This window comes from Algorimicrobium echini, from assembly GCF_900115185.1.
Taxonomy (GTDB): domain Bacteria; phylum Bacteroidota; class Bacteroidia; order Flavobacteriales; family Flavobacteriaceae; genus Algorimicrobium; species Algorimicrobium echini.
Genome location: NZ_FOVN01000001.1, coordinates 313,854 through 340,003, shown reverse-complemented (window position 1 = coordinate 340,003; position 26,150 = coordinate 313,854). Strand labels below are relative to the sequence as shown.

28 protein-coding genes are annotated in these 26,150 nt (G+C 33.5%); 18 read left to right on the top strand and 10 right to left on the bottom strand.

Annotated elements, in window-relative coordinates; translation table 11 throughout:
- Positions 1 to 466: 466 nt before the first annotated feature.
- On the bottom strand, positions 467 to 901 hold the full coding sequence (locus BM239_RS01640) for a hypothetical protein (protein WP_092205906.1): 435 nt from the start codon (positions 899 to 901) through the stop codon (positions 467 to 469).
- Between the two features lie 178 nt (positions 902 to 1,079).
- Here BM239_RS01640 and BM239_RS01635 point away from each other — a divergent pair, with 178 nt between their 5' ends.
- The 3 genes from BM239_RS01635 to BM239_RS01625 all read left to right on the top strand — a co-directional run bounded on the left by BM239_RS01635 (position 1,080) and on the right by BM239_RS01625 (position 3,275).
- Positions 1,080 to 1,628, top strand: a complete 549-nt coding sequence (locus BM239_RS01635) for a phage tail protein (protein WP_092205905.1) — start codon at positions 1,080 to 1,082, stop codon at positions 1,626 to 1,628.
- A 41-nt stretch (positions 1,629 to 1,669) separates the two neighbouring features.
- A complete protein-coding gene (locus tag BM239_RS01630; RefSeq protein WP_092205904.1) occupies positions 1,670 to 2,221 on the top strand; it encodes a phage tail protein in 552 nt (183 codons plus the stop codon).
- 76 nt (positions 2,222 to 2,297) lie between these two features.
- Positions 2,298 to 3,275 carry a T9SS type A sorting domain-containing protein gene (locus tag BM239_RS01625; protein WP_177208958.1) on the top strand — a complete coding sequence of 326 codons (978 nt, stop codon included), beginning with the start codon at positions 2,298 to 2,300 and terminating at the stop codon, positions 3,273 to 3,275.
- A 51-nt stretch (positions 3,276 to 3,326) separates the two neighbouring features.
- On the opposite strand, the gene BM239_RS01620 is transcribed toward BM239_RS01625, so the two are convergent.
- Both BM239_RS01620 and BM239_RS01615 read right to left on the bottom strand, forming a co-directional pair.
- Positions 3,327 to 3,797, bottom strand: a complete 471-nt coding sequence (locus BM239_RS01620; RefSeq protein WP_092205902.1) for an Lrp/AsnC family transcriptional regulator — start codon at positions 3,795 to 3,797, stop codon at positions 3,327 to 3,329.
- A gap of 30 nt (positions 3,798 to 3,827) precedes the next feature.
- Complete coding sequence (locus tag BM239_RS01615; RefSeq protein ID WP_092205901.1) at positions 3,828 to 5,192, bottom strand: saccharopine dehydrogenase family protein; 1,365 nt, start codon at positions 5,190 to 5,192, stop codon at positions 3,828 to 3,830.
- Between the two features lie 79 nt (positions 5,193 to 5,271).
- On the opposite strand from BM239_RS01615, the gene BM239_RS01610 reads away from it, so the two are divergent.
- The 3 genes from BM239_RS01610 to BM239_RS01600 all read left to right on the top strand — a co-directional run bounded on the left by BM239_RS01610 (position 5,272) and on the right by BM239_RS01600 (position 8,416).
- Positions 5,272 to 5,673, top strand: coding sequence for a DUF423 domain-containing protein (locus tag BM239_RS01610; RefSeq protein WP_092205900.1), 402 nt, complete (start codon positions 5,272 to 5,274; stop codon positions 5,671 to 5,673).
- Positions 5,674 to 5,726: 53 nt separating this feature from the next.
- Positions 5,727 to 7,340 carry a phosphoenolpyruvate carboxykinase (ATP) gene (gene pckA / locus BM239_RS01605; RefSeq protein WP_092205899.1) on the top strand — a complete coding sequence of 538 codons (1,614 nt, stop codon included), beginning with the start codon at positions 5,727 to 5,729 and terminating at the stop codon, positions 7,338 to 7,340.
- A gap of 101 nt (positions 7,341 to 7,441) precedes the next feature.
- Entirely contained in the window at positions 7,442 to 8,416 is a 975-nt protein-coding gene (locus tag BM239_RS01600; protein WP_092205898.1) for a T9SS type A sorting domain-containing protein, read from the top strand.
- Between the two features lie 75 nt (positions 8,417 to 8,491).
- Here the strand turns inward: BM239_RS01600 and BM239_RS01595 are convergent, their stop codons facing one another.
- Positions 8,492 to 9,241, bottom strand: coding sequence for a uroporphyrinogen-III synthase (locus tag BM239_RS01595; protein WP_092205897.1), 750 nt, complete (start codon positions 9,239 to 9,241; stop codon positions 8,492 to 8,494).
- Positions 9,242 to 9,265: 24 nt separating this feature from the next.
- Positions 9,266 to 9,913, bottom strand: coding sequence for a DUF4271 domain-containing protein (locus BM239_RS01590; protein ID WP_092205896.1), 648 nt, complete (start codon positions 9,911 to 9,913; stop codon positions 9,266 to 9,268).
- A 107-nt stretch (positions 9,914 to 10,020) separates the two neighbouring features.
- Between BM239_RS01590 and BM239_RS01585 the strand changes: the two genes are divergently transcribed.
- From BM239_RS01585 to BM239_RS01575, 3 genes are read left to right on the top strand one after another with little or no spacing between them, the layout of a single operon-like run.
- On the top strand, positions 10,021 to 10,746 hold the full coding sequence (locus BM239_RS01585) for a polyprenol monophosphomannose synthase (protein WP_092205895.1): 726 nt from the start codon (positions 10,021 to 10,023) through the stop codon (positions 10,744 to 10,746).
- Between the two features lie 2 nt (positions 10,747 to 10,748).
- Positions 10,749 to 12,098 (top strand): dihydroorotase, encoded by a 1,350-nt coding sequence (locus BM239_RS01580; protein ID WP_092205894.1) that lies wholly within the window; start codon positions 10,749 to 10,751, stop codon positions 12,096 to 12,098.
- A complete protein-coding gene (locus BM239_RS01575) occupies positions 12,095 to 12,520 on the top strand; it encodes a DUF4296 domain-containing protein (RefSeq protein ID WP_092205893.1) in 426 nt (141 codons plus the stop codon). Before BM239_RS01580 ends, BM239_RS01575 begins: the two co-directional genes overlap by 4 nt.
- A 10-nt stretch (positions 12,521 to 12,530) precedes the next feature.
- On the opposite strand, the gene BM239_RS01570 is transcribed toward BM239_RS01575, so the two are convergent.
- Complete coding sequence (locus BM239_RS01570; protein ID WP_092205892.1) at positions 12,531 to 13,538, bottom strand: NAD-dependent epimerase/dehydratase family protein; 1,008 nt, start codon at positions 13,536 to 13,538, stop codon at positions 12,531 to 12,533.
- Positions 13,539 to 13,627: 89 nt separating this feature from the next.
- On the opposite strand from BM239_RS01570, the gene tyrS reads away from it, so the two are divergent.
- Complete coding sequence (gene tyrS / locus BM239_RS01565) at positions 13,628 to 14,935, top strand: tyrosine--tRNA ligase (RefSeq protein ID WP_092205891.1); 1,308 nt, start codon at positions 13,628 to 13,630, stop codon at positions 14,933 to 14,935.
- 139 nt (positions 14,936 to 15,074) lie between these two features.
- Here tyrS and BM239_RS01560 read toward each other — a convergent pair whose 3' ends face one another.
- The 3 genes from BM239_RS01560 to BM239_RS01550 form a co-directional block, all read right to left on the bottom strand.
- Positions 15,075 to 16,055: a LuxE/PaaK family acyltransferase gene (locus BM239_RS01560; protein ID WP_092205890.1), complete on the bottom strand. Its 981-nt coding sequence runs from the start codon at positions 16,053 to 16,055 to the stop codon at positions 15,075 to 15,077.
- Positions 16,056 to 16,126: 71 nt separating this feature from the next.
- Positions 16,127 to 18,190: a lamin tail domain-containing protein gene (locus BM239_RS01555; RefSeq protein WP_092205889.1), complete on the bottom strand. Its 2,064-nt coding sequence runs from the start codon at positions 18,188 to 18,190 to the stop codon at positions 16,127 to 16,129.
- 117 nt (positions 18,191 to 18,307) lie between these two features.
- A complete protein-coding gene (locus BM239_RS01550; protein WP_092205888.1) occupies positions 18,308 to 18,640 on the bottom strand; it encodes a T9SS type A sorting domain-containing protein in 333 nt (110 codons plus the stop codon).
- Positions 18,641 to 18,832: 192 nt separating this feature from the next.
- Between BM239_RS01550 and BM239_RS01545 the strand changes: the two genes are divergently transcribed.
- Both BM239_RS01545 and BM239_RS01540 read left to right on the top strand, forming a co-directional pair.
- Positions 18,833 to 19,516 carry a response regulator transcription factor gene (locus tag BM239_RS01545; protein ID WP_092205887.1) on the top strand — a complete coding sequence of 228 codons (684 nt, stop codon included), beginning with the start codon at positions 18,833 to 18,835 and terminating at the stop codon, positions 19,514 to 19,516.
- On the top strand, positions 19,516 to 20,553 hold the full coding sequence (locus tag BM239_RS01540) for a sensor histidine kinase (protein WP_092205886.1): 1,038 nt from the start codon (positions 19,516 to 19,518) through the stop codon (positions 20,551 to 20,553). Before BM239_RS01545 ends, BM239_RS01540 begins: the two co-directional genes overlap by 1 nt.
- Here the strand turns inward: BM239_RS01540 and BM239_RS01535 are convergent.
- Positions 20,527 to 21,588 carry a glycosyltransferase gene (locus BM239_RS01535; RefSeq protein WP_092205885.1) on the bottom strand — a complete coding sequence of 354 codons (1,062 nt, stop codon included), beginning with the start codon at positions 21,586 to 21,588 and terminating at the stop codon, positions 20,527 to 20,529. The two genes, BM239_RS01540 and BM239_RS01535, sit on opposite strands and share 27 nt — an antisense overlap.
- Before the next feature lie 80 nt (positions 21,589 to 21,668).
- On the opposite strand from BM239_RS01535, the gene trmB reads away from it, so the two are divergent.
- The 6 genes from trmB to BM239_RS01505 all read left to right on the top strand — a co-directional run bounded on the left by trmB (position 21,669) and on the right by BM239_RS01505 (position 26,130).
- Entirely contained in the window at positions 21,669 to 22,346 is a 678-nt protein-coding gene (gene trmB / locus BM239_RS01530) for a tRNA (guanosine(46)-N7)-methyltransferase TrmB (RefSeq protein ID WP_092205884.1), read from the top strand.
- Entirely contained in the window at positions 22,346 to 22,975 is a 630-nt protein-coding gene (locus tag BM239_RS01525; RefSeq protein WP_092205883.1) for a LysE family transporter, read from the top strand. The genes trmB and BM239_RS01525 overlap by 1 nt, the downstream gene beginning before the upstream one ends.
- Positions 22,975 to 23,304 carry an MGMT family protein gene (locus BM239_RS01520; RefSeq protein ID WP_092205882.1) on the top strand — a complete coding sequence of 110 codons (330 nt, stop codon included), beginning with the start codon at positions 22,975 to 22,977 and terminating at the stop codon, positions 23,302 to 23,304. The genes BM239_RS01525 and BM239_RS01520 overlap by 1 nt, the downstream gene beginning before the upstream one ends.
- Positions 23,305 to 23,495: 191 nt before the next feature.
- Entirely contained in the window at positions 23,496 to 24,632 is a 1,137-nt protein-coding gene (locus tag BM239_RS01515; RefSeq protein ID WP_092205881.1) for an Mrp/NBP35 family ATP-binding protein, read from the top strand.
- Between the two features lie 3 nt (positions 24,633 to 24,635).
- The gene (locus BM239_RS01510; protein WP_092205880.1) at positions 24,636 to 24,878 is read left to right on the top strand and encodes a NifU family protein; all 243 of its coding nucleotides are present in this window, start codon (positions 24,636 to 24,638) and stop codon (positions 24,876 to 24,878) included.
- Between the two features lie 190 nt (positions 24,879 to 25,068).
- Positions 25,069 to 26,130 carry an NAD(P)/FAD-dependent oxidoreductase gene (locus BM239_RS01505; protein WP_092205879.1) on the top strand — a complete coding sequence of 354 codons (1,062 nt, stop codon included), beginning with the start codon at positions 25,069 to 25,071 and terminating at the stop codon, positions 26,128 to 26,130.
- The last annotated feature ends 20 nt before the right edge of the window (positions 26,131 to 26,150 follow it).

The following is a 26,150-nucleotide window of genomic DNA, read 5'->3' as shown; positions in this document are numbered from 1 at the left end:
TTATAAGCATAAATTTACCTTGTTTGTTTAGTGAATTATATAAATGCATTATTGAATATATAACAATTGGAAACGTTGTTATAAAAATTTCTAACACGTTAAATTTATAATATAATTCTGGTTTTATTATGTATTGAATCGTTAAAGCTGATAAGACAATAAAAAGAATACAATCGATTAGTTTTTGTTGCCATTTTTTGAAAAGTGCTTTATAGAATAATGACAATAATATGAATTGAGATATAAAATAAAAATGAGATAAGTATAAGTTGTTAATTTTAAGTAAATAATGTGTGAAGCTAATTACTTGAATGAGGCATATTATTACAATATAAATACTGAAATATTTGAGAGCTATAGTCGTTTTAAATCGCCTATAGCTCCAAATAAATAAACAGGCGTTTACAATGATTAAAAATATTCCAAGATATCCAAAAAAATCATTGATTGTCATCTATTACTTTTATTAAGGGTTAACCAAAGGACTTAAGTCGTCACAATCATTAGGACAAGGCGTAGTAATATCGTAAATTCCACTGCCTGTTATAGCAGCCGATGGTTCTGCGATACCTTCATCTTGTACTATATCGCGATACTTACCAGCTATTTTTTCTGTACCTACAATATATAGCTTATTACCAAAGCCTTCAGCCATGGTTCGTTTTGAAGGGTCTGGATTCGTGCCCAAGTAGGCTCTTACACAGGCGTCTGGTATGTCATTGACAACCATTGTGCCATCTGATTTTAAACTAATAACACCCATTTCTAAAAAACATCCAATTAAATCCGATACAGGTATTCTGTAAGCTTTAGCTCTAGTCTTATTGTTTTCTTGCCATGTTTGCACCCATTTTTGTACTTGTTTAAGAGGGAATGTTTTCCCAGTCATTTTAGTTTCCATAATGTATAGTTTTTAATTGGTTCAGGTTTAAATGTAGTCATAAAGATCCATGTTTTTATTAATGGATTAAAAAACAGGGGTTTTTACGGTGTTTTGAGATAGGGGAATTTTGCTGTTAAATACTAGGGTGGTTTTACTCAACTTTGATGTTAGTTAATCAATTTAAAATAAAGTACTTATGGAATCATTTTTAGCACAAATTATCATGTTTGCCGGTAATTTTGCACCAAGAGGTTGGGCTTACTGTAACGGTCAGTTATTATCAATAAATCAATACAGTGCATTGTATTCTCTTTTAGGTAATACCTATGGTGGTGATGGACGAACCACTTTTGCATTGCCAGATTTAAGAGGGCGATTACCGAAAGGTATGGGACAAGGCGCAGGCCTTCAAAACGTAACTTTAGGTGCGTTAGGAGGAAAAGAACTTGTTACGCTATCTGTTCAGAATATGCCATCTCATAGTCATGATGGTAGTGGATTGTCACTAGTATTGGCCTGTAATGAAGATGATGGCGATACGAATGAGCCTACTGGTAAAAATATTGGGATTTCAGAATCAGGGACGCCTTATAATACTTCGGCAAACGATGCCGCTTTTGGCAACGGAACCGTATCTGGAAGTACTGGTTTGCAAGGAAACAACCAATCATTTGATGTTCAGAATCCGTTTGTAGGGATTAATTATATCATATCACTAGAAGGAATTTTCCCTTCAAGAAATTAGAAACAAACAAATACAAATTAACACTTTAAATATTAATAATTATGGATGATGCATATATTGGAACAGTAATGATGTTCGGAGGTAATTTTGCTCCACGCAATTGGGCTTTTTGTAATGGACAATTATTAGCAATAGCTTCAAATCAAGCTTTATTTTCAATTTTAGGAACTACGTATGGAGGTGATGGACGCACCACATTTGCACTGCCTGATTTAAGAGGCCGTGTTCCGAAACATCCAGGAAATGGTCCAGGGCTTCAGCCTGTAACATTAGGAGAAATAGCCGGTCGTGAACAAGTAACACTAACAACGGGTCAATTACCTTCACATAGTCATGATGGCAGCGGATTAACAGCTTCCTTATCCTGTAATGAAGATGATGGTGATAGTAATGAGCCTTCAGGAAGAAATATTGGTATAGCAGAATCTGGTACGCCTTATAATTCTGCAAGTAACGACGCATCTTTTGGGAGTGGTACTATATCTGGAAATACCGGATTGCAGGGAGGAAATTTACCGTTTGATATTCAGAACCCTTTTTTAGGAACAAACTATATTATTTGCATGTTTGGAATTTATCCACCAAGAAGTTAATGATATTAACTTAACAAATACAGAAGCGCCGAGTTTATATATGGTATATTGGCGTTTTAACTTTAAAATAAATATTATGAAAACAAAACTACTTTTTTTTACTCTTTTAACAACCTGTATCGTGTATGCCCAAGTTGGTAACGGTTTTGAAAATGTTCCAGGTGTAACTTTTAATGCTGTTGGTGGATCTTGTCAATATTTTGATTTTAATACAAGTACAATCCATACACTTGCAAATTACAATGCGCCTTGTGGATTAATTTATGTTACTGAACCTTCATCGGGATCAACTTTAGGGTATTCGATTACTTTAGATCCAACTGCACCAAACGGTCCTTCTGGATTTAGTGATGGTGATTTCTTTGGTGTAGGAACGAGTGCATTTTTTACCACAGAAATAAATTTAGCACCACCTGAAGGCAGTCAAGCATTTTTTATGGAGGATCCAGATGGTAATATTACAATGACTTTTGATCCTGTTGATTTATCAGGCACTACAAATCCTCAATTTAGTATGCAATATATTTTGGAAGCTACGAGTTGGGAACTTGAGGACTTTTTGAAGATAACCATTCAGTTTGCCAATTGTGCCAGTTCCACATTAACTTTAATTGACACTACTGGTAGTGATATTGATGATTTAAACATTGAAGATGTTTGGAACACATTATCTGCTGATTTAACTGCCTATGTTGGTTGTTCAGCCCAATTAATCATAGAGTTTTCATCTAATTCTGCTGCAGAAGAATTAGGGTTAGACGCTATTTCATTTAGTGCTGGGATGACCTTATCCACCTCAAACTTAATGTTGGAAGAAGCATTCGCTATTTATCCTAATCCATCAAATGGTTTGGTGACTATAAAAAATAATGGAATGGCTATACAAACGGTTATGATTTCAGATATTAATGGTCGTCAGATTGAAAAAATTAACTTAAATGGAACTACGACTCATACAACTTTAGACTTGCGTAAAAAAGTGTCCTCTGGTATGTATTTTATTACATTAACATCAGGGAATAGAACCATAATCAAGAAAATTATTGTTCAATAAGACTACAAAAGCAATTTAAAGAAAAAGCTCCTGAATGTTCAGGAGCTTTTTTTATATTTTAATTTGCCGATCTATTTGCTGATTCAAAGAAATAAAGGTTTCTGTTCTGGAAACACCAGCAATAGATTGAATATCCTTGTTTAACAAATGCATTAAGTGTTCATTATCCTTGCAAAGAATTTTAATAAAAATACTCCAGTTTCCAGTTGTATAATGACACTCCAATACTTCAGGAATTTTTTGTAATTGTTTAACTGCTTCTGGATTACTCATAGCTTTATCTAAATAAATGCCAATAAACGCCATGGTTGTATACCCCAAAACTTTAGGATTAATAACAAATTTAGAACCAGAAATAATGCCTGATTTTTCAAGTTTCCGAAGCCGTTGATGAATAGCTGCTCCTGAAATACCGACTTCACGTGCAATTTCCAGAACAGGGGTTCTGGCATCACTCATTAAAGCACGCAAGATGGTTTTGTCAATACCATCAATCGTTATTTCTTTATCATTTATTTTCATATTTCTGAAAATGTTAGGAGCCAATTGTTTTTATAAATTTAACGGATTGTAGCCTAGATAAGGTACTTCGGTTTCTTTAAAAGCGATACCATAAGTTTCCAATTCTTTCAAAATAGGACCGTAAACTTCTTTATTAATAGGCATCTGTACACCAGGAGTTGTTATTTTACCATTTAAAATAGCGAGTGTGGCAATGGCAACAGGAAGTCCAACCGTTTTGGCCATAGCTGTATAGGTCTGATCTTCTCCAATGGTTACCATTGTAGAGTCTATCTGATGCTTTTCACCATTTAATTCATAACCAAATTTATGGTACATAACAATCATATCTTTATCATCTTCAGCTAGTGTCCAGCTGTCCATTAGAATTTTTTGAAGGATTTCTGCGGGAGTTGCCTTTTTCAAACCAACGAGCTTTGTGCTGTTAAAAAGGTCTAGTTCTAAAAGTTTGTCCCAAACAATATCATCTTGATCAATCTTTAAGGCATGCCTAAATTTTAATTCAACGGAATCTGTAGGGCTGTAGGGTAAAAAAGCATTTACAAAATCGCGGTAGCTCATGTTTTCACTGTCGTCTATGGTGTAGCTATCATCCGTCATACCTAATTGGACAAACATATTCCAAGCACGACTAAAACCTACACGACGCATAGTTCCTCTGTATAAGGTTTTAACATCATTTAAGCCATATACGGACTGATATTTAAGAGAGTCCCGATTGGCATAACCTTCAAAACGGCCAAAACCATCTACATCTAAAAACTCTGTTCTTCTAAATAAACGGTTATAAGGAATATATTTGTAAGTACCTTCTTGTAAGAATTTTGCTGCGCCACCTTGGCCAGCAACAACTACATTTCTTGGATTCCAAGTAAACTTATAATTCCATAAGTTATTATCACTTTCAGGGGCAACCAAGCCACCTGTAAAAGATTCAAAAAGAATCATTTTCCCTCCAGCATCACGAATTCTATCAATGACATGCATAGCACTCATATGGTCAATTCCAGGATCTACACCAATTTCATTCATAAAAATTAAGCCTTTGTCATGTGCAGCTTTATCTAATTTGTGCATTTCATCACTTATATAAGAGGCCGTAACCATGTTTTTATTAAAAGTGATACAATCATGAGCAACTTCAATATGATAGCGAGCAGGTAGCATGGAGATTACAATATCGCAATTTTGAATAGCATTTTGACGTGATTGTTTGTCAAAAACATCCAGCATGATTGCCTGTGCATTTTCGTGGTCATTAATTAATTTTTTGGCATGTGCAAAATTTACATCGCCAACAATTATTAATAAATTTTCTTCATCAGATTTTTCTAATAAGTATTTTATAAGGTAGGATGCAGATTTTCCCGCACCAATCAGTAATATCTTTCGCATAATGAAATATGTTGAGTATTTTTGTTGTCACGAAAGTAAGAAATAGTAATTGGTATAAAAACTCAATCCACAAATTAATATGAACAGTAAGGTGTTAATTTTAGGCGCTTTTTTAGGTCTAACAGCTGTAATTTTGGGTGCTTTTGGTGCGCATGGTTTAAAAGAATTAGTATTGCCTGAACAGTTAGTAACTTTTGAAACAGGTGTTCGGTATCAAATGTATCATGCTTTATTATTGCTTTTTTTAGGGAGTTCATCTGTTGTTAATGCCAAAACTAAGCAGATTATTTTTTATTTAGTTCTCATTGGAATTTTACTTTTTTCGGGATCTATATATGGCTTGGCAACTAATAATTTAACAGCTTTTAATTTTACAACTATCGGGTTTATAACACCAATTGGAGGTTTTTTGCTTATTGTTTCATGGCTCCTATTGTTAATAAAGTTTTTAAAAAACAGGGCTGATATTTCTAAAAATTAAGTGCATAGAATAAAATAATGTTTAATTTTGCAGAATAAACAACACAAATTATTATGATAGATCATACTCAAGCATCGAAAACGATTTCGTTAGAAAACTATGGAATTAAAAATGCTAAAGTTCAATATCAATTATCATCAGAACAACTACATAAACTGACCATTGAAAAAGGTCAAGGCGTAGAGGCAGCATCAGGTGCTTTAGCTGTAAACACTGGAGAGTTTACAGGACGATCTCCGAAAGATCGCTTTATTGTTAAAGACGCAATTACTCAAGATCGCGTTTGGTGGGGAAATATTAATATTCCCTTTGAGTCCGATGCTTTCGAAAAATTATATAATAAAGTAACCGATTACTTATCTGAAAAAGAAGTTTTTGTAAGAGATAGCTATGCGTGTGCAGATGATAATTACCGATTAAATATCCGTGTCATTACAGAGTATCCTTGGAGCAACATGTTTGCTAAAAATATGTTTTTAAGACCAGAAGTTTCAGAACTTAAGGAATTTAAACCAGAGTGGACTGTTATAAACGCACCAGGATTTATGGCCGACCCAGAAGTAGATGGAACACGCCAGCGCAATTTTGCAATTTTAGATTTTACGAGAAAAATTGCTTTAATTGGTGGTACGGGTTACACGGGTGAAATTAAAAAAGGAATTTTCTCTGCTTTAAACTTTATTTTGCCAGTATTTAAAAACACCTTGCCAATGCACTGTAGTGCTAATGTTGGTGAAGATGGAGACACAGCTATTTTCTTTGGGTTATCTGGAACTGGAAAAACAACACTTTCTGCAGACCCTAATCGTAAATTAATTGGCGATGATGAACATGGATGGACAAAAGAAAATACCGTATTTAATTTTGAAGGTGGATGCTACGCTAAAGTTATAAATCTTTCAGCAGAAAATGAGCCAGATATTTTTAATGCAATCAAACCTGGAGCCATACTTGAAAATGTTATTATGGATAACGAAGGTCATGTGGATTTTGAAGATACTTCCATTACCCAAAATACGCGTGTTAGTTATCCTATAAACCATATTAGTAACATTCAAGTGCCTTCAATAGGTGAAAATCCTAAAAACATTTTCTTTTTAACTGCAGATGCCTTTGGCGTTTTACCTCCTATTTCCAAATTAACACCTGGCCAGGCAGCTTATCATTTTATTTCGGGATACACTGCTAAAGTAGCTGGTACAGAAGCTGGAATTGATGAGCCACTACCTAGTTTTTCTGCTTGTTTTGGCGCACCATTTATGCCGTTGCACCCAACAAAATATGCCGAAATGTTGAGTAAGAAAATGCAAGAAGCTGGTGTAAATGTTTGGTTAGTAAATACAGGTTGGACAGGCGGCCCTTATGGTATTGGTACACGTATGAAATTGAAATACACGCGTGCTATGATAACAGCAGCTATGAATGGAAGTTTAGAGGCTGCTAATAAAGATAACTACCATACACATTCTGTTTTTGGTGTTCAACAGCCAAGAGTATGTCCAAATGTACCAACAGATGTATTAAGTCCAAGAACTACTTGGAATAACGACGAAGGATACTATAAAACAGCCTATAAGTTAGCCGATTCATTTAAAGAAAACTTTAAGAAGTTTGAAGAATTTGCTAATGCTGAAATTATGGCAGGCGCTCCAAATGTGAAGCCATAACAATCTGCGAACCAATTATTTTGGTTAGTTAATATTATCCTTTTACTTGTTTGAATAGGTTTAAAATTGTAATTTTACAATCAATTTTAAACCTATTTTTTATGAAAAAAACTACTTATTTATTAGCAATTTTTATTGCTTTTCAAACATTCTCCTATGCACAGTGCCCTGGAACTCCAAATCCAGGATATACATGTGTTCCTGACACTGCTTTCGAACAGGCTTTAATTGATTTTAATTATGACTCGGAAGCTATTTTAGATGGCCGTATACTTACAGCTGATGCTTTAGCAGCAACTGGTTCTTTAAGTTTGCCAAATAAAGGTATTTCAGATTTAACAGGTTTAGAAGCCTTTTTAAATATTGATGCTGTTAATTTATCTTACAATACAGCTATTACAGTTGCTGATTTAACTCCAAATATTAATGTTACAGATGTTAATTTTGAAGGTTGTAGCAGTTTATCTACTTTAACGGTTACTGGTTTAACAGGTTTAGAAAATGTTAATGTTTATGGTACTGTTTTAACAGCTATTGATTTATCAACTAATACTGCTTTACTGTTATTTAATGCTCAAAATTCGTCGTTAGGAATGATAGACTTGTCTGCTAATGGCGCTGTTACAAATGTAAATTTGAGAAATAATAACTTGACTTCAGTAGATATGAGAAACGGTAATAATGCCAATACGGTTTTTAGATCAGATTTTAATAGCAGCCTAACATGTATTTTTGTTGATGATGCTACGGAACCTAATTTAGGGTCTTGGATTATCGATGGCGGTAGTACGTTTGTAGAAACAGAACCAGCTTGTGCTACATTAAGTGTGGAAAGAGCAAACGCAACGGTATTTTCAGTATTTCCTAACCCAGCAAGTGGTATGGTAACTATCACTTCTAATTTGGAACAAGATACGCGTTTAGGTGTTTATGATATCACTGGTAAATTAGTTTTAACGAATACTATTTCATTTGGAAATAACCGATTGAATATTGCGTCTTTACCTTCTGGTGTGTATTTAATGCGTGTTACTACAAATACAAAATCAGTTACTAAAAAGTTAGTAGTTAAATAGATTCATTACTCTATAAATTTAAAAGCCCAATTGAAAATTAATCAATTGGGCTTATTTTTTAGCTTGCAATGAAGCTTATTTCTTTTTATTAACGTCTCTAATATATTTTTCTAATGCCATAGTCATGGAAGGCGTTTCAGGTGTTGGAGCAGATATATCTACTCGCAGTCCATGTTCTTCCACAGCTTTAATTGTGGTATTTCCAAATACAGCTATTCGCGTGTCGTTTTGTTTAAAATCTGGAAAATTATGAAATAAAGATTCTATTCCTGATGGGCTAAAAAACACAAGAATATCATAATATACATCTGCTAAATCAGATAAATCACTAATAACGGTTCTATAAAAAATAGCTTCCTTCCATTCCACATTTAAAGCATTTAATGTTTCAGGAACTTCTGGTTTTAACTTATCGGTTGTAGGCAATAAAAAAGATTCGCCTTTATATTTTTTGATTAAAGGTGATAAATCTGCAAAATTTCGTTTTCCAACATAAATTTTTCGCTTTCTGTAAACCACATACTTTTGAAGGTAATAAGCAACGGCTTCAGACTGACAGAAATATTTCATACTATCTGGAACCTTAAAGCGCATTTCATCTGCTACTCTAAAAAAGTGATCTACAGCATTTCTACTGGTTAATATGATGGCTGTATATTTAGATAAATCAACCTTTTGTTGTCTAATTTCTTTCGCATCAACGCCTTCTACATGTATAAACGGTCTAAAGTCAATTTTTACTTTTTGCTTTTCCTGAAGATCAAAATATGGCGAATTTTCTATTTTAGGTTCTGGTTGAGATACTAAAATTGTTTTCACTTTCATAGGTATTTTCTTTAATTTGAAGCCTTATTCATTTACAGCTAATTGATATAAAATGATGTAAGGTGCGATTTCAAGTGCGCAAAGATACAAAATAAAATAAAACATGTTCTGTTTTATAAGATTTTGATAGGTCTTAACAGTTGTAATTATGCCAATAACAAAAATAAGGAAAATAACAGCCCAAATGCTGTATATTATTGAGTTAGAAATGGGTATGCTGTAGATAATAATAGCGTTTAAGGGCATGAGTATAATGCCTAAAAAATTCTTATAACTTATTTTTTGAAATAAATAATTATCGATTAAAAAATCTATTTCAAAAACACTACCAATAAGTCGCTCTAATAACGTTTTCATAATTAAAAGAATGGCAATAATAGCAGCTAATTTTAACAATAGCATTTTTGAAATTTCTAAATTAGTGGTAAGATGGTTGTAACTAATAAAGCCAAAAATAGAAATTGCTAAAACAAAATTTAAAAAAAGTAAGCCATCAAAGACGTCAAAAAACTTTTGATCTTTTGAATATATTTTAAGGTATTTGGAATTGCCTAAAACTAATATAAAATCATGAAAACGCTTAGCGAAAAGCACTTTGCTAACTGCAATAAGAATAAGCCCAATTACAATTAAAACAGTAAATAAGTCGTTTGAAATTACATTACGAAGCATGTTGTAAAATTATTATAAATTATTCTACTTGTGTCTAATATTTTAAGGAATATTTAAAAAAAAGTATCTTTTAAATAGTTTACATTTGCTAAAAATAACTGCGTGTAATGCCAGACACAATTGTCATCATTCCTACTTTTAACGAAATTGAGAATATAGAAGCCATTATTAGGGCCGTGTTTTCGCAAGAAAAAGTATTCCATGTTTTGGTGGTTGATGACAGCTCACCCGATTTAACTGCGGATAAAGTTGAAGAACTACAAGCAGAATTTCCAAAACAGTTGTATTTATTGTCACGGAAGGAAAAAACGGGTTTAGGAACAGCGTATATAGCTGGATTTAAATGGTGTTTAGAACGCGATTATGAGTACATATTTGAAATGGATGCCGATTTTTCGCATAGTCCAAACGATTTAATTCGGTTATATAATGCCTGCCATATACAACAGGCTGATTTGGCAGTAGGTTCCCGCTATGTTAAAGGTGTGAATGTGGTTAATTGGCCTATGAGTAGGATATTATTATCTTATTTTGCATCAAAGTATGTGCGCTTAATTACTCGAATGAAAATACATGATACAACAGCTGGTTTTGTTTGTTACAAGCGTCATGTTTTGGAATCAATAGATTTAAATAGTATTAAATTTGTGGGCTATGCCTTTCAAATAGAAATGAAGTTTAAAGCCTATTTGAAGCAGTTTAAAATAATTGAGATACCAGTTATTTTTACAGACCGATCTAAAGGGAAGTCTAAAATGAGTGGTGGTATAATTTCTGAAGCAATTTTAGGCGTTATAAGTATGAAAATAAATAGTTTTTTTAGAAAAAAATAAATATGAGTTTACCAACAGCTTTGTTAATTAAAAACGGAAAAATAGTTAATGAAGGTACTATTTTAGAGGGAGATATTTACATTGAAAATGATGTTATAAAAGAGGTTGCGCCTTTAATAAGCGTAAAATCATCTCAAGTAAAAGTTATTGATGCTGAAGGCAATTATATACTACCTGGCATCATTGATGATCAAGTACATTTTAGGGAGCCAGGGCTTACACATAAAGGAGATATTGGTAGCGAATCTAAAGCTGCAATAGCAGGTGGAATTACATCTTTTATTGAAATGCCAAACACCAATCCGCAAACAACAACAATAGAGAAGTTGAATGAGAAGTTTGCCATTGCGGCTCAAACATCTTATGCTAATTATTCATTTATGTTTGGAGGGACAAATGATAATTTAGACGAAATTTTAAAGGTAAACCCTAAAGAAGTAGCTGGTTTAAAATTATTTTTAGGTTCTTCCACAGGGAATATGTTGGTGGATGATCCTGCTGTTTTAGAAAAAATATTTTCAAGCACTGATATGGTAATTTCAGTACACTGCGAAGATGAAGGAACAATCAAATCCAATTTAAAAACGTATACAGATATGTATGGAGATGATATTCCAATGAAATACCACCCAATTATTAGGAGTGAGGAGGCCTGTTACATATCGTCTTCTAAAGCTATTGAACTTGCAAAAAAAACTGGTGCAAGATTGCACGTTTTTCACCTATCTACAGCTAAAGAGACGGCTTTATTTACTAATAAAGTTCCTTTGAAAGACAAAAAAATAACTTCAGAAGTGTGTATTCATCATTTATGGTTTAGCGATGCAGATTATGATAGAAAAGGGACACATATAAAATGGAATCCAGCAGTAAAAACTGATACTGATCGCGATGGCCTTTGGAAAGCTCTGTTAGATGGCAGAATAGATGTAATTGCTACAGACCATGCACCACATACATTAGAGGAGAAAAACAACGTATACACGAATGCCCCATCTGGAGGGCCTTTAGTTCAGCATGCTTTGGTAGCCATGCTTGAAACACACCACCAAGGAAAAATAACTGTTCCTAAAATTGTTGAAAAAATGTGCCATAATCCTGCTATTCTATTTCAAATAGAAAAGCGTGGCTTTATTAAAGAAGGCTATTTTGCTGATTTAGTGATTGTGGATATTAATAACCCATGGACAGTTAAAAAAGATAATATACTGTACAAATGTGGTTGGTCTCCTTTTGAAGGCGCGACGTTTAAATCCCGAATTACTCACACCATTTTAAACGGCCGTTTGGTTTTTCAGCATAATAAGTTTAGTTCTGAAAAGGCCGCAAAACGTTTAACATTTACAAGATGAAAAAAGGACTAATTTATATTTGTATAGCTGTATTTTTTTTCAATTGTGGGCAAATAGGGAAACCTAAAAAGCCCAAAAACCTCATCCCTGAAAAGGAAATGGTAACTATTTTGGTAGATTTAGCTTTGCTATCATCAGCCAAAGGTGTTAATAAAAAAATTCTTGAAAACCATGGTATTTCACCAGAAGAATATGTCTATAATACACACAACATTGATAGTCTACAGTTTTTAGAGAGCAATAAATATTATAGTCATAATACAGAAGAGTATGAAATTATTTTGAGTAGTGTGGAAGATAGTTTGAAGAAATTGAAATTAAAATATACAGATCAATTGAGTATAAATGAATTAAAGAGAAGCGTAAGCAAAGTAAATAACAAAAAAAGAGACTCCACAAGAAAGCAAAAGTCTAGAAAGTAAATTATTATAATTAAGCTTGTTTCAAAAAGTTTTTAGCAACGTTTTTAATACAAACTTCAATAGGAGTAAATTGAAAATCTAATTCGGCTTTTATCTTCGTGTTATCGTAAACCGTTTTGTTCAATGTCGATTTTAACATAGGTTTTACTAATTTTCTTGGTGTTCCAGTTAGTTTGTTCTTCAACCAATCCAAGCGCCAAGCAATACTAATCATCCATGATTTAGCTTCAATGTGCGGTGGTTTTACCTCGAGGTTTTTTGCAATGTAGTTTAAAAATTTTTTGTAAGGCATATGTTCAGCAACCAATATAAAACGTTCATTTTTAATTGGACTTTCTAACAGAGTAATCATACTTTTAACAACGTCTTTTACGTCTATACACGCTATATGGCCTTGGGTATAAAAGGGCAAGCCATTATATACTTTATTGAAAATTTCACCACTTCCATGATTCCAAATTCCAGCACCAATAATAACACCAGGATTTACAATCACAGCATCTAAACCTTCTTGAGTGCCACGCCAAACTTCAATTTCGGCACCATATTTAGTTATCGCATATACACTATTGTCTTTTTCTGGATTCCAATGCGTTTCTTCGTTTACATGTCTGTTATTTTCAGAGTCGCCAATAGTGGCCACACTACTCACATAGCATAATTTTTTTACATGGTGGCTAATGCATAAATTGACGATATTAGTCGTTCCTTCTATATTTGTTTTTCGAAGCTTGTGGTAATCATTAGGCGCAAAAGACACCATGGCCGCACAATGGTATACATGTTCTATGTTCTTAAAAGCCTCTGAAAGTTGTGGGATATTCAATAGGTTAGCTTCAACCCATTCAATTTTATTAAATAGTGCTAAATAATCCTTTGAGTAATACGAGAAAACACGCTTTACAATTTCCTGTTTTTTTTCTGTTCTATATATAGCTCTAACAGGTTTGTCATCTGCTACCAATTGATATAATAAATGCGAACCAACTAAACCAGTTCCTCCTGTAACTAAAATCATAAACACAAAATAAAGAATTATCTATAAAGCGCAATGGTTTATGTATTGATTTTTATCTTTGTGCTTATTAAAATTTATTAGGATATAAAATGGCAAATGCATTTGTAGATGAATTAAGATGGCGTGGAATGGTACATGATATCATGCCTGGTACTGAAGAGCAACTTTCTAAAGAAATGACAACCGCTTATATAGGTTTCGATCCAACATCGGATTCGCTTCATATTGGTAGTTTAGTGCCTATTATTTTATTGGTGCACCTTGAAAAAGCAGGTCATAAACCTATAGCCTTAGTTGGTGGCGCTACTGGTATGATTGGCGACCCATCTGGTAAAAGTGACGAACGTAATTTGTTAGATGAAATTACTTTAAATCAGAACGTAGCAGGTATAAAAGCTGTATTATCTCGTTTTTTAGATTTCGATTCTAAAGCGAAAAATGCTCCAGTTTTAGTAAATAATTATGATTGGATGAAAAATTTTTCATTCATTGATTTTGCTAGAGATGTTGGTAAACGCATTACTGTAAACTACATGATGGCAAAGGATTCAGTTAAAAAAAGACTATCTGGTGATGATGGAAACGTTGGAATGTCCTTTACGGAATTCACCTACCAGCTAATTCAGGGTTATGATTTTTATCATTTATATAAAAATTACAATTGTGTATTACAAATGGGTGGAAGCGACCAATGGGGAAATATAACAACCGGAACCGAATTGGTAAGACGAATGCATGTTGGTGAAGAAGCCAAAGCCTTTGCCATGACCTGTCCTTTAATTACCAAAGCAGACGGTTCAAAGTTTGGGAAAAGTGAAGGAGGCAATATTTGGTTAGATGCTGATAAAACATCGGTTTATAAATTCTATCAATTTTGGCTAAATACAACAGATGAAGATGCTGAAAAGTATATCAAAATTTTTACGTTTTTAGATAGAACAACTATTGAACAGTTAATAAAAGAACATCAAGAATCACCGCATTTACGATTACTTCAAAAGCATTTAGCGGAAGAAGTAACGACATTTGTACATACTAAAGCTGATTTTGAAAATGCAGAAAAGGCCTCTAATATTTTATTTAGTAAATCTTTTAAAGCAGATATAAAAACCTTGGATGAAAAAACATTTTTAGATGTTTTTGAAGGTGTGCCTCAAGCAGAAATTTCTAAAGCAGATTTTGATAAAGGGTTGGATATGATAGGTGCATTAGCGGCACAAACTAATTTTTTAGCATCTAATGGTGAAGCCAGACGAGCACTTAAAGAAAATTCAATTTCGGTTAATAAAGAAAAAGTTACCGATACCTATATACTTTCAGATGATGATTTAATCAATAATCATTATGTCATTATTAATAAAGGAAAGAAAAACACCTATATATTAAAGGTAATCTAATGTTTTTTAAGAGATAAAATAAGAAAGGTTATTAACAGAAACGTCCCGAATATTTCGGGACGTTTCATTTCTAATCAACCAACTAAAAAAAATCATTCTTTTTCATAGTATTGGTTTAGTCGTTTAAAGTATTAGTTCCTTACAACGCCATTAAATTACAACCGCGAATATCAGAATTATCAAAACGGCCTATAATTTCAAAGGAACCATCGTTATGAATTTTTCCTAAATCTTGTGTCGCAATAAATGAGCAAGAATTAATATTAGCCAAATCAATAATGTTTAGCCCACCTGTTTTTCCTAACTCTTGAATGGTTAAGGCATCTTCAGTATCACGAGTTAAAACGTGCATCCATGGAGGGCAATTAAAAATACCATGACCTTTGGAGTAAGCCTGACTTAAAAGTTCGGTCATGCCATATTCACTATGTATTTTATCAACACCAAAGCCGTCTTTTAAAAGGTCGTGAAGTTCCTTTCGGATAAGTTCTTTGCGTCTACCTTTCATGCCACCAGTTTCCATAATAATCGTGTTTTTCAATTTAAATTGATGAAGAGCTACGAGATCTAATAAGGCAAAAGAGACACCAATAAGTAATACTTTACGGTTATCTGATTCTAATGTTAATAGCATGTTTTTCAGCGCTTCTAAATTGTTTAAATAAAAACCACTTTCTGGCTGTTTAGATTGTTTAATCAACGTATCGGCCATGTAAATTAATGAAGATCCATCACGCTCCAAATAGCTAGGTAGTAAAGCTAATACCACATAATTTTCTACTTTACCGTAAAAGCTATCAAATGCTATTTGAAAGCTATCTTCGTAAACTGATAAATCGGTAACGAAATGTTTGCTAGTTGTTTGTCCTGTAGTTCCGGAGCTTGTGAATGTTTTTTGAACAGCGGCAGTAGAGCTTAATACTTTATGCGATTTAAAAAACTGAATGGGTAAAAACGGTATATCTTCAATTTGATAAATATCACTTGGGTTTTTATATAATAGGTCGCAAAAAGAACGATACACGGTATTGTTTTCAAACTGATATTTAAAAACTTCAAGCGCCTGTTTTTGGAATGCTTGTTCGGAATTAATGTTAAAAATGTCAGACGGTTGTATCATGACAACAAAAGTATGTAAAATAAAAAAGCGCTACCAATTGGTAGCGCTTTAAAAATTATAAATAGAGTTGATTATTTAATTACTAATTTTTTAGTAACTGAACTTCCATTTTGAGTTATTCTTAAAATATACAACCCAGAATTTAATGACGATACATTAAGACTGTTATTTGAAATTGTATGGTTCAATACGTTCTTTCCTAACACATCATAAACGTTTACTGAAATAGCTTCAGCGGACGGGCTTGAAATGTTTACAAAACCATTTGTTGATGGGTTTGGATAGACATTGAAAGTCGTTGATGTAAATGAATCTGTTGATAAGGTATTAGAGTATGATCCAACTGGCACTGGTGTACCAGCGGCAGCATTCGTTGTTTCACCATCTAAAACATCAATACCACTAAACGTCCAATTAGCAATTACAAAACCACCGTCAGGACCGGTATCTGATACTCTATAAGCCCAGCCATCAGTATATTCCCAAGCTTCGCCTGTACCATCAACGTTAATATCACCAAAAGTATCAATAACAACGCCGTTTTCAAATAATTCCACAGCATCATCACCATTAATACCCATTGGGCCAGAAGCTGTATAATCAGGAGCAAAACCAAAGAAATTAGCAAACTCTACAGCTTCAGAAGCTACATAGATAAAATCTCCAGCTGACGCAGAAACGGCTGGGAATGTAAATTCTTGTCCATCAGTTCCACCACCATTATTAGCACTACCTAAACCAAATAAGCTTAAATCAGCAATATCTTGAATAACATAAATTTCAACACCTTTTGGTGTTCCACCACCTAAAGGGCCATCAAAAACTGCTGTTAAAACAAGTGAATTTGTAGCGGCACCAAAGACATTACCAGATAATGCTACGGTTTGATCCGTTGTTCCAGTGGAAGCAACTGTTACATCACCAGCATAGCTATTTACAGGTAAACCAGCAGCAAGTCTAACAAATACATCTGTACTCGCTATTGCTCCTGTACCATCAGGTGTAATAGAAACTGAAGAAGCAAAACCACTACCAGAAGTTAACGAAACTTCAAAGCTTGTTGGCGCAGTAACTACAATATCGTTTGTTAAAAATAAACCTTCAACAGAAAAAGAATCTTCATTTGAAGGGCCAGCGCCTAATGAATAATTAAGTGGGTCTACAAAGGCAGTTACAGTTACTAATGGGTCAGCGGCAGATACAGTACCTGATAAGCTTACAGCAACATCAGAAACACCAGCAGCAGAAGCAATAGCATCAGCCGTATAAGTAGCTGGAGTTAAACCGCTATTTAATCTTACATAAACACTTGTACTAGCGGCAACACCACCACCATCAATTGGAATGGTTACAGAGCTAGTAAAGCCACTTCCTGAAGTTAAAGAAACTTCGAAATTTGTAGGAGCAGTTACAGTAATATCGGTAGTTAAATTAACACCACCAACACTAAAAGAACCTTCTGGTGAAGGTCCATTTCCTTCAAAATAATCTAAACCAGTTACATCTGCACCAACTGTAATTAATGGGCCAGTTGCTGTACCTATCCAACTTCCAGGATCAAAACTTGGAGTATCTTGAGCTGTACCAACATGTGTTGTACAACCAGAAACAGTACTGTCTGCCCAAACATTCCATTCAGCTTCATCCCAAGTCGTAGCTCCCATAGTTACAGAGGCTTTTCTTTCTGCACGTCCATCTTCAAATTCATGACAAGTTCCTGTACCGTCCTCACCAGGAACACCAAACTGGTCAACTAATGTTGCACCATTATATAATTCTAAATTATCGTCACCATTGCTTCCAGCTACATCATTAGAGGCTGGATCCCATTGGTTTGGAGCAAAACCATACGTGTCAAAGAATACAGAGTCTTCAGGCCCTGTAGCAATAATGTAAAATCCACCAGCTGGAATTGTACCAGTTAAAGCTAATGTTTGAGATACCGTTGCACTAGCATTTGTATATTTGTCTATTCGCCATGTGCTTAGATCTACACTTGTTGCGCCAGCATTGTATAACTCTATATAACGAGCATCTAGATTATCATTTGGGTCTGCAAGTTCAGTAATAAAGACTTGACCAAAAGATGTCGCAGTCATCATTACCGTTAATAATAAAAAGTAAATTTTCTTCATAATTGATAGTTTAATTGATTTAAAGAATTAAAAATCAAAGATACGTAGAATTCGTCTTTTATTGAAAAATATTAGTATATAAGTTGCTTTTTTACAATAAGATAATATGGGTAATACTTATTTAACAATCAGCTTTCTAGTTGCGCTAATAGCATTTTCAGTAATCTTGATAATGTAAATGCCTGGTTTAATTTTGGATATATTTAATTCTTTACCAGAAAGGGTTTCAGATACTATTTTTTTACCAAGGACATTGTATATTTCTACCTGCTTAGTAAAGTTATTTTTTGTTACAACATATAATTTGCCGTTACTCACAGGATTTGGATAAACCGATAGATGCTCCATATTCTCCTCTTGATTAGACAAATTTTTGTCTTGCAATTGAGCAAAACCTATGCTATAGAAAAACAAAAAAACGAGTATGGTGATAAAAGTATTTTTTGACATAGGTTTAGAAATTATATGATTAAATATACAAAATATATGTATCAAATAGTTTGCCAAAATAAATCAATATTTAATTGGTTTGATTATTAAGAGCTTTTAATCTAAACGTTACCTTATTGTTATTTATCAGGCATTCTGTGTTTATACAAGCTTATAAATTTTATCTTTACATTTTGAATATCTTTTAACTCTATGAAAAAACGCGAAATCAAAATATTATTAGTTGACGACGAACCAGATATTTTGGAAATAGTTGGTTATAACCTATCTTCTGAAGGTTATGAGATTTTCACAGCTGAAAATGGTTTAAAAGCTGTAAAACTAGCAAAGAAAGTTAAGCCGCATCTGATTATTATGGATGTGATGATGCCTGAAATGGATGGTATTGAAGCTTGTGAACTTTTAAGAAAAGAATCGGACTTGAGTGAAACCATAATAACTTTTTTAACGGCACGTGGAGAAGATTACTCTCAAGTAGCCGGTTTTGATGCTGGAGCAGATGATTATATAACCAAGCCTATAAAGCCAAAAGTATTAATAAGTAAGGTAAAATCTCTTTTACGCCGTTTTAAAGAAGATGTTTCAACTGAAGCCATTGTTAAAATAGGTGATTTGGTTATTAATAGAGATGAATATAAAATTATTTTAAACGGCGAAGAGCTTATTTTGCCAAGAAAAGAATTTGAATTATTATCTTTATTAGCATCAAAACCTGGCAAAGTTTTTAAAAGAGAGGAGATTTTAGATAAAGTTTGGGGTAATGAAGTTGTTGTTGGTGGTAGAACCATAGACGTTCATATTAGAAAACTTCGTGAAAAAATTGGCGATGACTCTTTTAAAACCGTCAAAGGTGTCGGTTATAAGTTTGTTGATTAATGCAAAAATTAAAAAAAACATACAAGTTTGCGATTAAAACATCGCTATTTCTCACTATAACACTAACACTCATTTTGAGTGTTTTTTTGTACGCCGTTGATGCAATTACTTGGTTAATTATACCCTTTATTCTCTGTTTTGGTTTAATATCCTTTTTAATTATTCAATATCGTGTAGAGCGATTTATCTATAGACGTGTAAAAAAAATATACGACGATCTAACCTTATTAGAATCAACATCTTTAACAAAACAGCCAATTACGACTGACATGGCTACGCTTACAAAAGAGATTGATAAGTATGCCAAAGACAAGAAACTAGAAATAGAAACTCTTAAAGTTAGGGAGGAATACCGAAAAGAGTTTTTAGGAAATGTGTCTCACGAATTAAAAACGCCACTTTTTACAGTACAAGGATATATTTTAACCTTATTAGATGGCGCTATTGATGATAAACGAATTCGAAAACGGTATTTGCAGCGTGCCAGCAAAGGTGTAGAACGCCTTATATATATTGTTAAAGACTTAGATATGATTACCAAACTAGAAGTTGGGGATTTAAGTTTAGCAAAAGAAGTTTTTGATGTGGTTGCACTCATAAAAAACGTTTTTGAGTTGTTAGAAATGAAAGCCAACAAAAAGAAAATAACCTTAACTTTTGATAGAGATTATAACGAAGCTATTTTAGTTTATGCAGATAAAGAACGTATAGAACAAGTTATTACCAATCTCATTGTAAACTCTATTAAATACGGAAGAGAAAAAGGAACTACCGAAGTTAGTATTGAAAACTTAATTAAAAATAAGGTTATCGTTCGGGTTACCGATAATGGAGAAGGCATTGCGGAGGAACATTTGTCTCGAATTTTTGAGCGGTTTTATCGAGTTGATAAAAGTGGGTCACGAAAAGAAGGAGGTTCAGGTTTAGGTTTATCAATTGTGAAACACATTATAGAAGCACATGACGAGCGTATTTACATTGAAAGTGAACCCGATGTTGGTAGTGAGTTTTCATTTAGCATGGAAAAGGCTAAATAGCTTGTTATAATTTAGTTCATAATTTAACTCTTGTAAGCCTTTAAATTTTGAAACCTCTTGAAGTTTATCCAACCGAAACTCTTCTTGTGTGCAAAAAGGTGTCATTCCAAGGTTATGTAAGCGTTCAGCAAGATATTCTTGCTCAAATTGTCCAGGAGTGGGAATGAAAAAAGCTTTTTTTTCAAGTTTTACTAAATCCATAATAGTCGTGTAGCCAGATCTTGAAATCACCAAATCACTTTGGTTAATAGCATCTTCTAGAAGCGAACTTGTTAGGTAATTATATACGGTAATGGAATTAATGACTTCCTTTTTAATCTCGTTTTCAACAAGCCCTTTAACAAATAATACAGAACCTTTAAATGTTGTTAATTCTTTAAAAAGTAATGTTTCTAAATAACTTCGTTGTGGCTCTGGTCCAGATAGTAAAACTAAAATATCATATTTTATTGGTGTGTTTTTTGTCTCAAATCGGCTTAATGGCCCAATATATTTTAAGTTAGTAAGTGGTGTTTCCACATGGCCTAATTTTCCGCTTAAATTTTTCGTGCCACTAGCATCTGGAACCCAACATTCATCAAATTTATTAATTATTTTTTTATGAATTTTCGTGCTAAACCATGTGGTATTTCCACTTAAAACTTGTAGTTGGTGGGTAATAAAAACCGAAGGAATTTCAGGCGCATACACACCAAAGCGGTTATCTGAAATAATGCCATTTATGTGATAATCTGCTATTATTTTATTAGTTACTTTTTTTTCTGCAGAAATGGTTTTTAAAATTTTAGGCGCATCTTTCAGTAGTTTGTATTTAAAATATTTGGCTTTTTTGGCGTATGTTATATTGTAAGTTGGCAGTTCCAAACAGGTAAGTTTTGGAAATTCTTTTTGTAATAATTGCAAAGCCGCACCATCGCTAGCTAAAATAGGGTTGAATTTATGGTTAATTAAAGCCTTAATTATAGGAATGCATCTGGTGGCATGTCCAAGTCCCCAGTTTAAAGGGGCAACTAATATGTTTTTACTTTCTGTCATTAAAAACAAAGGTAAGCATATATGTGCTTCCACATATTTCCTTAATTTTACCGAAACTTTTGTAAATCATTAAATTTATAATGGGTAGTAAAAATAAACTAAAACGTTTTAACGAAAACGAGACCTTTAAGAATGTGGTTCAGCCAACACGAGAGGAACTTGTTAATAAAGAATTTGCCTTAAAAGGACAATGGAGTCGTGATTTTTTTAAAAATAACAATCCAATAGTTTTAGAATTAGGTTGTGGTAAGGGGGAATACACTACAGCATTGGCAAAAAAGTATCCAAATAAAAATTTTATTGGTATCGATATCAAGGGTGCGCGTTTTTGGCGAGGTGCTAAAACGGCTCTTGAAGAAAACATGCCGAATGTAGGTTTTTTAAGAACACAAATTGAATTAATAGACCATGCTTTTGCTACTCATGAGGTTGATGAGATTTGGATAACGTTTCCTGATCCACAAATAAAGTATAAACGAACCAAACACCGCATGACGAATTCAGAATTTTTATCACGTTATAAAACAATATTAAAACCAGAAGGTGTTGTTAATTTAAAAACAGATAGTGAATTTATGCACGGTTATACACTAGGTTTACTGCATGGTGCAGGTCACGAAGTTTTATATGCTAATCACAATGTGTATAAACAAGAAGGAAGTCCAGAGGATGTAACTAGTATTCAAACCTTTTACGAAGGGCAATATTTAGAACAAAACAAACCAATTACGTATATTCGGTTTAAAATTAAAGATTAGTGAATATAACGCTTGTTTTCTTTGTGAGTTTCTTGACTACCTTTTTAGCCACCTTACCGCCAGGTTTGTTGAACATGACGGCTGCTAAAATAAGTTTAAAAGAAGGTCACACTAGAGGAGTTATGTTTTCTTTAGGAGCCTGTTTTATCATTATATTCCAAGCCTCTATAGCTACAATTTTTGCACGTTATTTAACAAATCATCCAGATGTTATAGAAATTTTAAGATTGGTAGCACTCGTAATTTTTGCCTTAATAAGTGTTTATTTTCTGTTTATTGCTAAGACTACTGAAAATGAAAAAAAGGATGTAGACGTTCGGAGTAAGACGAGTCGGTTTTTTCATGGTATGTTTTTATCGGCTATAAATGTGTTTCCCATTCCGTTTCAAGCCTATGTAGCTATTAGTATAGCATCTTTAGGCTTGTTAAAATTTCATAATTCAGGTATTGCTGCTTATGTTTCAGGAGCTACATCAGGAGCTTTTGTAGCTCTTTATATCTATATGGTCTTTTTCGATAAAATTAAAGACCGAAACGTAGCGTCTCAAAAAAGTATGAATTATCTTATTGGTTTTATAACCGGATTGGTAGCTATAGTCACCTTGTTAAATGTTTTAAATGATTTGTAATGACAACTGAAACACATAATTTTTATGAGAGAGTTTATACAGTTGTTCGGCAAATTCCATATGGTCGTGTAACCAGTTATGGAGCGATTGCTAAATTTTTGGGAGCAGCACGAAGTGCACGAATGGTTGGTTACGCTATGAATGGTTCTCATGCCAAAGATGTTCCTGCACATCGGGTAGTAAATAGAAAGGGACTATTAACAGGTAAGCATCATTTTGAAGGAACGAATTTGATGCAACAGCTTTTAGAAAGTGAAGGTATTGAGGTTGTGGAAAATGAAATTCAGGATTTCGAAAAGCTTTTCTGGGACCCAATGCGAGAATTATAAGTATTAAAATTCCTTAAAAAAGGTGTTATAATAAATCCATATCCACACATCAATCATTTCAATTAAAGCATTTCAAATTCTAAACAATTCACTGTATATTTGTAGTTTAGAATTATTCTCAATAAAGTAATAAGCAACTATTGTTACATACAATTGTAATAGTAGTTTTATTTTTACAAAATAGTAATAATATGAAATTAGAAAAACAAGATATATTAAAAGCGCTCGAATCCATAACGGTTCCTGGAGAAGGACAGAATATGGTTGTCAGTGGTGCCATAAAAAATGTGATGACTTTTGGTGATGAGGTTATTGTAGATATTACAATAACGAACCCTAGCCTTCAAGCAAAAAAGAAAACAGAAGTAGAGATACTTAAAGCTATACATGAAAAAGTTTATGAAAAGGCTAAAATAACCATCAATGTTAAGGTGGATGCTCCACAAGCAAAACCTAAAAATGAAATTAAAGGTAAATCCATACCTGGTATTAAAAATATAATTGCAGTTGCTTCTGGAAAAGGAGGAGTTGGAAAATCTACCGTTACAGCAAATTTAGCAGTTACACTCTCTAAAATGGGTTTTAAAGTCGGAATTTTAGATGCTGATATCTACGGACCTTCCATGCCGATTATGTTCGATGTGGAAAATGAGCGCCCTTTAGCAGTAACTATTGATGGAAAATCAAAAATGAAACCGGTAGAAAGTTATGGTGTTAATATATTATCCATTGGGTTTTTTACACAACCCAATCAAGCAGTAGTTTGGCGTGGCCCTATGGCTGCAAAAGCATTAAATCAGATGATTTTTGATGCACATTGGGGCGAACTTGATTTTATGTTAATAGATTTACCTCCAGGAACGGGCGATATTCATTTAAGCATCATGCAGTCTCTACCTATTACAGGGGCTGTTGTGGTTAGTACGCCACAAAATGTAGCACTAGCAGACGCTAAAAAAGGTGTTGCTATGTTTCAGCAAGAAAGTATAAATGTGCCAGTTTTAGGAATTATAGAAAATATGGCTTATTTCACACCTGCAGAATTACCCAATAATAAATACTACATATTTGGTCAAGAAGGTGCTAAAAATTTGGCTACAGATTTAAACGTACCGTTTCTTGGTGAAATTCCATTAGTTCAAAGTATTCGTGAAGCGGGTGATTTAGGGCGTCCTGCTGCTATGCAAACTGCAACTCAACAAGAAAAAGCCTTTGAAAAAATCACACAAAACGTTGTAGAAGAGGTTGTGAAACGCAACGATGATTTACCACCAACAGAAGCAATTAAAATTACGACCATGGCTGGGTGTTCAGCCGTTAAAAAATAGGTTATGAATACAGAAGAACTACGATTGAATATAGAAAAGGCTCTGGATGAAATTCGGCCCTTTTTACAAAGTGATGGAGGCGATATTTCATTATTATCCATCGAGGATGGTAAACTTGTTAAAGTACAATTGCAAGGTGCCTGCGTTGGTTGTAGCGTGAATCAAATGACTTTAAAGTCGGGTGTAGAAATGACAATTAAAAAATACGCACCACAAATAGAACAAGTTATAAATGTCGAGATTTAGTACACCTGCTATACAGTATGAAAGTAGCTATCATGGTTGGCTGCTTTTATTTTCTATAACTAGCTTAAACTATAGCGAAATTGGTCTTGTAAACTGATAAATATCATAACATTTGCTTGTTATTTATTAGAAATTTGTAACTAAAACCAAAGTTGAACAAAAAGAATTTCCCCAAGTATTGGGCGTGACTATGATTAAAACAGATATACTTATTATTGGCGCAGGGCCAACTGGATTATTCACCGTTTTTGAAGCCGGATTATTAAAATTAAAATGTCATCTTATTGATGCTTTACCCCAAGCTGGTGGTCAATGTACGGAGTTGTATCCCAAAAAACCCATCTACGATATTCCAGCTTATCCAGAAATTTTAGCAGGCGATTTAACGCTTAAACTTTTAGAACAATGTAAACAATTTGAGCCAGGATTTACTCTAGGCGAAAGAGCTGAAACCATAGAAAAACAAGAAGACGGGAGTTTTATTGTTACAACCAATAAAGGAACTCAACATCAGGCACCTGTTGTTGCTATTGCTGGTGGTTTAGGTAGTTTTGAACCACGAAAACCACTTATTGATAATATTGCTCATTTTGAAGATAAAGGAGTGGAGTATATGATTAAAGATCCAGAAATATATCGGGATAAAAAAGTGGTCATTGCTGGTGGTGGCGATTCGGCATTGGACTGGAGTATTTTTTTAAGTGATGTGGCTAGTGAGGTGACACTTATTCATCGTAGAAATGAATTTAGAGGTCATTTGGATTCTGTAGAAAAAGTTCAAGAATTAAAAAATCAAGGAAAAATAAATCTTATAACGCCTGCCGAAGTTGTTGGTATTTTAGGGCATGATAAAGTGCAAGCTGTAGTTGTTTCTCAAGCTGCACACATACCTAAAGATTTTGAAGTGGAATGCGATCATTTTATTCCTCTGTTTGGGCTTTCACCAAAATTAGGGCCTATTGCAAATTGGGGATTAGAGATTGAAAAAAATGCCATTAAAGTGGATAATTCTTTAGATTATCAAACCAATATTCCCGGCATTTTTGCAATTGGAGATGTTAACACCTATCCAGGTAAATTAAAGCTCATTTTATGTGGTTTTCATGAAGCGACTTTAATGTGTCAGTCAGCTTACCAAATTATTAATCCAGGAAAACGTTATGTTTTAAAATATACAACTGTTGCAGGAGTAGACGGTTTTGATGGTACTAGAAAAGAAGCTCCTAAAGCTGTTGTAAAAGCGTTTGATTAGTTAAATTTTATTATTTAAAC